Source organism: Sphingobacteriales bacterium, from assembly GCA_016700115.1.
Taxonomy (GTDB): Bacteria; Bacteroidota; Bacteroidia; order Chitinophagales; family UBA2359; genus UBA2359.
Genome location: CP064999.1, coordinates 5,821,929 through 5,829,505, shown reverse-complemented (window position 1 = coordinate 5,829,505; position 7,577 = coordinate 5,821,929). Strand labels below are relative to the sequence as shown.

Sequence of the window (7,577 nt, the reverse complement as noted above, 5' to 3'; positions counted from 1 at the left end):
CTAAAGGCTATGCCCTAATCATTCCGTTCTGTTTTAACTTCCCGAAGGTTTTGGCTTTCGGGAAGTTTTGTTTTAATACAAACTGAAACAGTGAACACTCCGGAACCTGTTCTTTGCTAAAAAACTCAAAAATCATCGTTAAAAGTAAAGTAGCTGTTTTCAAAAAATCCTTTATTTACAATGACTTGATGCCAAGTATTGTGATGGATGACAACAAGTAGTGTTACAGGCTGCAATACATTGTAACAGATGACAACAAGTAACGTTAAATGAAGCAATCCATTGCGATGGATGACAACAATGTAGTCTTATACACTTCAATCCATTGTGATGGTCGAGAACATGTAACGTTACATACTTCAATCCATTGTGATGATCTGGAACATGTAGCTTGCGTTGTTGCCAACTATCGTAAGACATGGTTATTTGTAAAACATTTTCTTGTAAACGATTGAAAGAAGACATCTGCCGAAAGAATTAGGATTGTCATCTCTTCAAAACAGGGAATGCATGTTGGATGTATGATTTTCATCCATCAAAAACATAGGCTACAAACCATAGTGTATTTTATCGTTCATTCAAAAAAATTAACTCGCGCCAATAAACTTGACATGTCATATTTTCATAAGTTGGCTGAGATGCTGGTATAAGCTATAGGGGGAATTGATAAGTTTGATTGCTCCCCTTTTTTGATTTTCATACATCCAAGCCGCCAAAATATTTCGGTATGGGACCATAACATCAATGGACTACCACTTGATTATTTTTTGCAAAACGGGTCCTGCCTGTGTATTGATATATACAAAATACATACCTGCCGGTACAAAGTGGATATCTATTTGAGCAGTTTCTGTTTCATAAATGATTTGTCCGAATGTGTTATAAACTTTCGCACAGGTGATGGGATAATCGGAGTGAATTTGGTAAGTGCCAAATCCGGGATTGGGATATACATACAAGGTATTTTCTTTTACTTTAGAAGGCGCAATATCGGTTGGCAAAAGGGAACAGGTCGTTACACTGTTAAAATCAAGCTCAATTCCCTGTTTTCGATAGGAAACAGATGTAAAAGAGCTTTCTATACCCATAGAACAACCCCAGAAATCAAAAAAACCTCTACCATACCCAATCCCTTCAATAATAAAAGCATTGAAACTATCCGGTTGAAAACAAGAGCAGCAGTATTTTTTCAGAGGCGTTTCGTTAAAGTAAATGGTATCAATATCGCTGATAGTGCAAGTAGTAACAGTACTGCCAATGTTGTAGTTAAAATCCACAAAATTTACCTCCGTGCCGTTAGTATTGAGATAATAAAATCTTTTCAAACTGTCTTCCCTGATTGGTTTTGAGGGGTGAATGGAGGTATTTGTAGTAACAAACGGGATATTAGCTCCATTGACACAAAAAATAGAATCTATTAAATTGTATTCCATTTTATAGTAAGCCATACTATTTACTACTGTATCGCCGGTGATGTAATAAGTAAGATAGGACTTATGATATATAGTGCCAAAAGAGCCGCAATAAGTGCCATTAAAATCTGTATCTAAGCTTATATTCAGAATAGTCCATTCGCTTGTATAATCAATATAGTTAGAATACGGAGTTTGGGCTGCGATTTTTGGAATCACCCCCACAAAAAGGCAAATTGTCAAAGCAACAATAAAGTTTCTCATGGTATAAATGTTGTAGTTTGTAGATAAAGTTAAATTTGTAAATTAGTTGTTCAATGCCATTTAGAATGAACAATAGTGTTAGATTTGCTACGGGCAATTTCATTTCGTACTGACTATGAGCAAGTGATTGTTGAGTATCTGTTTAAGTTTGAGGTTTCATTTTCTGCTTTCATTTGTGTTGAAAAAAAAATAGTTATCAGAAGCATCGTGCATCCATAAAGAGATAGCCGATATAACAATAGGTCATTTAAAAGTCAGCCAATCATTGTTCTGATTTACCTGTAACAGCATGATAAGACTTGATGATTGGTTTACCATCCCAACCTTAATACCTAGTAACCGGATGATTTCTATTCTTTTCAACCTTATTACTTAGGTATCACGAATATGCCGACAACTACCGCTTCAATAAAATAATAAGGTTTGAGAAGTTGTTTGTTTCTGTTTTGTTACTAAGGCAATAAGTTTTCTAAACTTTTCCGACTTCTGCCTTCCGCCTTCCGTCTTATAATTTCCGATTCGCCGCTTTATAATACCAAAAACCTGACACAATAAGGCTTCTAATTCCAACCTAATATAAATATTAACCTAAAAAGAAGACAATTTAAGCAAGTTGTAAATAAAAAGTCCGAAGTTTGTATAAAATATACCTCAATCAATCTCTTCTTTCCTCCTCTGTTAAATATTAAATTACTTACGATGACCAATCTCTTATCGCGTCTTGTAATTTTGCTGTTAGTTTGTGCCGCTACGTTTACTATGCAGGCACAGGAATACTGGAGTTACGAATGGAGCAAGTACAACCTTTCGTTTATCCTTCCTAATGACTTTAAAGAAGTAACCAACACTGCCGATGAATTTACTGCGGTAGGAGATGGCATGGAGATTGCCATTTTCCCGTTCAACGATGCCTCCATAGAACATTCAGACATCACTTCCTACACCATTTCTATTGCCAAGGCTATAGAATTGGGAGAATTGGACGATGTAGATGTGTTAGAAATGAACGGACTGAAAGGGGCTTTTGTAGAAGGCTATAAAGACGGCGACCGAATAATATTATTGGGCTTTATTGACCCCGTTTCGGCTACCAACTTTTTTGCTACGATTACCTTTGGCGATGCAGATGAGGCAGCCGAAGACGAAGCAGTTCGTATAATTAGCAGCATCAGAAGAAAATAATCTCACTATAAACGGTTTATTGCGTGGCTGTTTAATGCCACTAAACAACAGGCAGCATATTTTCGCTACTTCATCTCATAGAACGGCGTTCTTTACGTCATCAACGGTAGTTACGAGGATATGCTGCCTTTGTTTTTTAAATAATGCTTTGAAGCATTGCCCCTCATTTTAAACCGGAAATAATTTGGTGCAACAAGATGCAAGTTTTGGTAAGAGTCAGCACTAAGTTAAAGGGCTGAAGGCAATGTTTGGCAATCAGCTAAAAGTAAAAGGTATTTTTCTGCGCAGAATAGAATAGGAAGCAAAATCCGGTTAAATCATTATTTTTGCATTAGTTAACCGGAAACAGGATTTACATTTTTCAATGACACAACTTATGGCAAAACATATAGAAACCGGAAAGCTTGGTGAAAAAATGGCCGTACTTTTTCTAAAAACTAAGGGATACCAAATCTTAGAAACCAACTGGCGTTTTGAAAAAAGCGAGATAGATATTATTGCCCAGAAAAGCGGTCTGATTGTATTTGTCGAAGTTAAAACCCGAAGTACCAATTACTTTGGATATCCCGAAGAATATGTTGATAAAGGTAAACAAAGGTTAATGAGCAAAGCGGCATCAGCCTATCTTGCGGCCAATTGTGAGGATTGTGAAATGAGGTTTGATGTTATTTCTATTACCCTGCCCAAAAAAACTCATCCGGAAATCAAACATATCGAAGATGCTTTTTTCCTCTACGACGAGCCGTAAATTTTATCTTTCAGGGTTTAAAAATTTCAGATTTTGCGGGCAGATTTCTTCAGTTTTGTTTTATGGGCAATCATTCTATGGACAACATATAAACCCTCCATGCTCAGGTCGCAGCCAACTAATCCCGAATGGTATCAACAAACGGTAATTTACCAGATATATCCCCGCTCATTTCAGGACAGCAATGATGACGGCATTGGCGACCTCAACGGCATCATCAACCGGTTGGACTATCTCAAAGACCTCGGTGTCGAAACCATCTGGATTTCCCCGTTTTTCCAAAGCCCGCAGCAGGACTTTGGATATGATATCAGCAACTACCTCGACATTGCGCCCGAATATGGCAACATAGAAGATGCAGAGAGGTTGATTGCTGAAGTTCACCGCCGACAGATGTACATCGTATTGGATATGGTGATGAACCATACCTCTGACGAACACGAATGGTTTACAGAGTCGAAAAGCAACCGCACCAACCCCAAAGCCGATTGGTATATCTGGAAAGACGGCAAGGGCAACAAGCCGCCAAACAACTGGCATTCTATGATTGGGGAAAGGGGATGGCATTACGAAAAATCGCGCGACCAATGGTATTACGCTTCTTTTTTACCGTTTCAGCCCGACCTGAACTATCGCAATCCGGAGGTAAAAAACGCGATGTTCGATATTGTCCGGTTTTGGTTAAACAAAGGCGTTGACGGGTTCAGGCTCGATATTTTTAACGCCATTATGAAAGATACTTCTTTCAAAGACAACCCCTTTAGCTTAAGATTGATACCGGGTACTTCCAATCCGGATGGCTTGTTTCAGGAACACCGCTACAATATCAACCATCCCGACGGGTTTGTGCTGGCCAAAGATTTGCGCAAAGTCATTGATGAGTACGACCATCCCAAACGCTTTACCCTGGGAGAGGTTTTCGGTCCGCATCCTACCATCAAACAATATTTGGGAAACGGGACAGATGCTTTGAACCTTGTTTTTCAGTTCGATTTGCTGCATTTTAAGTTTAACGCTACTTTTTTGAAACAACTGATTCAGACTTACGGGAACGAGTACCCTGCTCCATATCTGCCCACACTTGTTTTTGGAAATCACGACCAAAAACGAAGTATTGGCCGGGTGAACAACAACAGGGAAAAAGCCAAACTGCTGGCATTGTTTCAATTGACCGCAAGAGGAGTGCCCGTGATGTATATGGGTGAAGAAATAGGGATGACCAATGCAGACATTCCGCTAAAAAAAGCCAAAGACCCGGTTGCAAAGCGTTTAGAATGGCTTCCACAATGGATTATAAACCTGATACCTGTGGCGTTAAACAGAGACATTTGCCGGACTCCGATGCAATGGAACAACAACAGGAACGCCGGATTTTCGGATGCCACACCCTGGCTGCCGGTAAACCCTGATGTGGAAACAATAAACGTAGAAACCCAAATAAAAGACAGTAGTTCTTTACTGAACACTTACCGAAACTTGCTGAATCTGCGGAAAACTTTTACAGCCCTGCAAAGTGGAAATATAGCCCTGATAAAAGAAGTGCCTGCTGATATTCTTGCTTATCAAAGACAACAGGAAGGCGAACTTGTCATAGGCGTTTATCTGAATTTTTCGGAAAAACCCGTCAAAGTCGCTTCAAATTTCACCCAATTGATATTGCAAACTCAACCCGGGGGCAGGATAGAAGCAGGTTGGTTAATTTTACCCCCATTAGGTGGAGTGGTGGTAAACTGAGTGGATGAATGGGATGGAAAACGTTACAAATAAAGGGGAAAGGCGTTCAGTTTCGGGACATTCAGGTTGGATTAAATAAATAAGACCGGGTTTTGCCGGTTTTATATCAACTTTACGAACTTTGAGGTTTATTCTTCTTTTCATAACTTTGATTTGACGGAATTTAACTTTTATGATCATGCCGGTTATATCAAACCAAATGCCTCCTGTTTTTAACAATCCCGAACATCAAGCGGTCTTTGAACAGGATGGATATATTGTTATCCCCAACTTTCTGACTTCGGAAGAAATATCGGAGCTAACCAAAGTCTATCAAAGTATGGAACATCCTAATCCCATTGGATTTCACCGCACTTATGACAACCCCGATAAAGCATACAAAACGCGGTTAAGCCAGGCTATTCATCAGACAGTAACACCAAAAACAACCGCTTTGCTTTCTGGCTACCGCTATTTTCTTGCTTCGTATATGGTCAAAGAGCCGGGCAGCGATACCGCATTTGAACTGCATCAAAACTGGAATTTTGTGGATGAAAGCAAACATCAATCGGTCGTTTTATGGATACCGTTAGTGGATACAAACGAGCAAAACGGAACCATGTATGTCGTAAAAGGCTCAAACCGTTTGATGCCAACCTTCAGAGGAGGTCCGTACATTCCTTCCGTTTTTGAAAACATTCTGAGCCATATCAAGCAGCATTACCTCACACCGATACCTTTAAAAGCAGGCGATGCTCTGATTTTGGACGATGCTCTGCTGCACTACACCTCGCCCAACCATAGCAACCATACCCGTTATGCAATGGCACAGGTAATGATTCCGAAAGCCGCAACACCGGTTTACTACTACCTTTCCGAACCATCGGACACTAGGCTTCATGTTTTTGAAATAGACATGGATTTTTATCTTTTCTACAACAACCGTTATCCGAAAGGAGAATATCCTCAGGACATGAAACACATTGGCACCATTCCCTATTCACATCGCCCGTTGAACGAAATAGCCTTCGACCGCTTATATTTTGAACACAATCCCCAACTTATCAAGCGAAAACCTTTTCAGGTCCTGCGCCAGTTGAAAAACAACCTTCTCCGGCTTTTTAAATCGGAATAGCAAATATTAACCCCTCTGCCGGTATTGGTCATGTCAAGTCCGAACTTATCTAACCGTTTGTCTGAAGCGTGGAACTACAAAGCTCCCGTATTGGTTTCGGTGCCTTATTTTTTTGCAATAATAGGGTCTTTAGATGTCTTTCAAACCTTTGTCGCGATGGTTGCCTCCTACTGCACAATTGCCGGGATCGCTGCCTTCGGCTATTTTATCAACGACCTATCCGATGTAAAACAGGACTCAGATGCCGGAAAACCCAATTTCATTGCTAAACTTTCGACAGGTCAACGGGTTGGTTTGATGGTTGTCATTCTGATGTTGGCGTTGCTGCCATGGTGGTATCTTCCGCTCACTTTCCTGACAGCAACTTGCCTGTTCATTCAGTTTTTGTTGTTTTTGGTCTATTCTTTACCCCCTTTCAGACTGAAAGAACGGGGTCTGTTCGGAATTTTTACCGATGCAGCTTACGCACATGCCAACCCTGCTCTATTGGCGGCTCTGACATTTAGTGTAATCATTAAAATGCCCGTTTCTGAAATTGCCGGTTATTTGGTTTGTCTGTTTTGCTGGCAAATGTTTTGGGGTATCAGAAACATCCTCAACCATCAGTTGGAAGACCTCGACAATGACAGGGCGGCAGGAGTTAAAACCTGGGTTCAATCATTTCCGACCGGAAAAATTGAACGGTTGATTTCGCGGTATTTAATTCCACTTGAGTTGGTTACATTTTCGTTATTCGTTTTATCCCATACTGTTCAAACCATTTTCTTATCGGAACTTGTGCTTTTTCCGATCTTTGCTTTGGTTCAGTTTATAGCCTTGTATTTAGCAGGACAGCTTCCGATTGGGTTTTTAAATAGAACAACCCTGTTGACAACTCGATTGTATTTGGTTTGGTTGCCATTGACTTTGTTGCTGATCGGGGTCTTTCATCTAACTTCCAATTTGTGGTTAATTGTATTGCATTATCTGCTTTTCCCCAAAATGAAAGGGCTGACAATTTCACCGTTCATTTTTATCGCGGGTTATATCTACAATGAAGTTCGCTTACCCCGTTATACCTTGAATGAAATGGTTTCGGAATTTAAACTAAAAATCAGACAAGCAAGAAAACAAAAGTAATTGC

At 39.9% G+C, this 7,577-nt stretch carries 7 protein-coding genes; 5 read left to right on the top strand and 2 right to left on the bottom strand.

Annotation, left to right across the window (positions count from 1 at the left end):
* Positions 1-749: 749 nt before the first annotated feature.
* Positions 750-1,676 (bottom strand): T9SS type A sorting domain-containing protein, encoded by a 927-nt coding sequence (locus IPM47_21165; protein QQS29305.1) that lies wholly within the window; start codon positions 1,674-1,676, stop codon positions 750-752.
* A 699-nt stretch (positions 1,677-2,375) separates the two neighbouring features.
* On the opposite strand from IPM47_21165, the gene IPM47_21160 reads away from it, so the two are divergent.
* From IPM47_21160 to IPM47_21150, 3 genes are all read left to right on the top strand, one after another.
* Positions 2,376-2,858, top strand: coding sequence for a hypothetical protein (locus tag IPM47_21160; GenBank protein QQS29304.1), 483 nt, complete (start codon positions 2,376-2,378; stop codon positions 2,856-2,858).
* Between the two features lie 376 nt (positions 2,859-3,234).
* Positions 3,235-3,606, top strand: a complete 372-nt coding sequence (locus tag IPM47_21155) for a YraN family protein (protein ID QQS29303.1) — start codon at positions 3,235-3,237, stop codon at positions 3,604-3,606.
* A 99-nt stretch (positions 3,607-3,705) separates the two neighbouring features.
* On the top strand, positions 3,706-5,340 hold the full coding sequence (locus tag IPM47_21150) for an alpha-glucosidase (GenBank protein QQS31548.1): 1,635 nt from the start codon (positions 3,706-3,708) through the stop codon (positions 5,338-5,340).
* Here the strand turns inward: IPM47_21150 and IPM47_21145 are convergent.
* A complete protein-coding gene (locus tag IPM47_21145; GenBank protein QQS29302.1) occupies positions 5,317-5,484 on the bottom strand; it encodes a hypothetical protein in 168 nt (55 codons plus the stop codon). The two genes, IPM47_21150 and IPM47_21145, sit on opposite strands and share 24 nt — an antisense overlap.
* Before the next feature lie 34 nt (positions 5,485-5,518).
* Here IPM47_21145 and IPM47_21140 point away from each other — a divergent pair, with 34 nt between their 5' ends.
* On the top strand, positions 5,519-6,454 hold the full coding sequence (locus IPM47_21140) for a phytanoyl-CoA dioxygenase family protein (GenBank protein QQS29301.1): 936 nt from the start codon (positions 5,519-5,521) through the stop codon (positions 6,452-6,454).
* A gap of 30 nt (positions 6,455-6,484) precedes the next feature.
* Positions 6,485-7,573 carry a UbiA family prenyltransferase gene (locus IPM47_21135; GenBank protein ID QQS29300.1) on the top strand — a complete coding sequence of 363 codons (1,089 nt, stop codon included), beginning with the start codon at positions 6,485-6,487 and terminating at the stop codon, positions 7,571-7,573.
* Positions 7,574-7,577: the final 4 nt, after the last annotated feature.

What these genes read in the sequence shown, in the direction of transcription:
- IPM47_21165 (QQS29305.1), bottom strand. Translation starts at nt 1,676, where the DNA reads ATGAGAAACTTTATTGTTGCTTTGACAATTTGCCTTTTTGTGGGGGTG.
- IPM47_21135 (QQS29300.1), top strand. Translation starts at nt 6,485, where the DNA reads ATGTCAAGTCCGAACTTATCTAACCGTTTGTCTGAAGCGTGGAACTAC.
- IPM47_21160 (QQS29304.1), top strand. Translation starts at nt 2,376, where the DNA reads ATGACCAATCTCTTATCGCGTCTTGTAATTTTGCTGTTAGTTTGTGCC.
- IPM47_21150 (QQS31548.1), top strand. Translation starts at nt 3,706, where the DNA reads ATGCTCAGGTCGCAGCCAACTAATCCCGAATGGTATCAACAAACGGTA.
- IPM47_21140 (QQS29301.1), top strand. Translation starts at nt 5,519, where the DNA reads ATGCCGGTTATATCAAACCAAATGCCTCCTGTTTTTAACAATCCCGAA.
- IPM47_21145 (QQS29302.1), bottom strand. Translation starts at nt 5,484, where the DNA reads ATGAAAAGAAGAATAAACCTCAAAGTTCGTAAAGTTGATATAAAACCG.
- IPM47_21155 (QQS29303.1), top strand. Translation starts at nt 3,235, where the DNA reads ATGGCAAAACATATAGAAACCGGAAAGCTTGGTGAAAAAATGGCCGTA.